Genomic DNA, 254 nt, shown 5'->3' on the forward strand with positions numbered 1-254 from the left:
GAACGCACCTGATCAAAAAGTAGCCTGATCTCGAACACCCGCAGTACAATCTAAGCACTACGCAGCACCTCCCTCCTGGCCTGTTCGACTTCACCGAAACGGGCGTTCAGCTTCCCCGAAATTCGCAATCCACCTCATCCCAGCAACCGAGCGTAATCAGCAGTTTGCGCATACGGTCGCGATGCTGCAGCACTTCCTTCTGCAGTTGCCCGCGATCGCGTATCAGGTGCCGTGACGCTTCGTCCTGCGGCGAT

At 57.1% G+C, this 254-nt stretch carries 1 pseudogene; it reads right to left on the minus strand.

The window, feature by feature from the left end:
• Positions 1-127 precede the first annotated feature (127 nt).
• A pseudogene (locus tag VSR34_RS39305) lies at positions 128-254 on the minus strand (IS110 family transposase); the annotation flags it as partial.

The organism is Paraburkholderia sp. JHI2823, assembly GCF_038900695.1.
In the GTDB taxonomy this organism is placed as follows: Bacteria; Pseudomonadota; Gammaproteobacteria; order Burkholderiales; family Burkholderiaceae; genus Paraburkholderia; species Paraburkholderia mimosarum.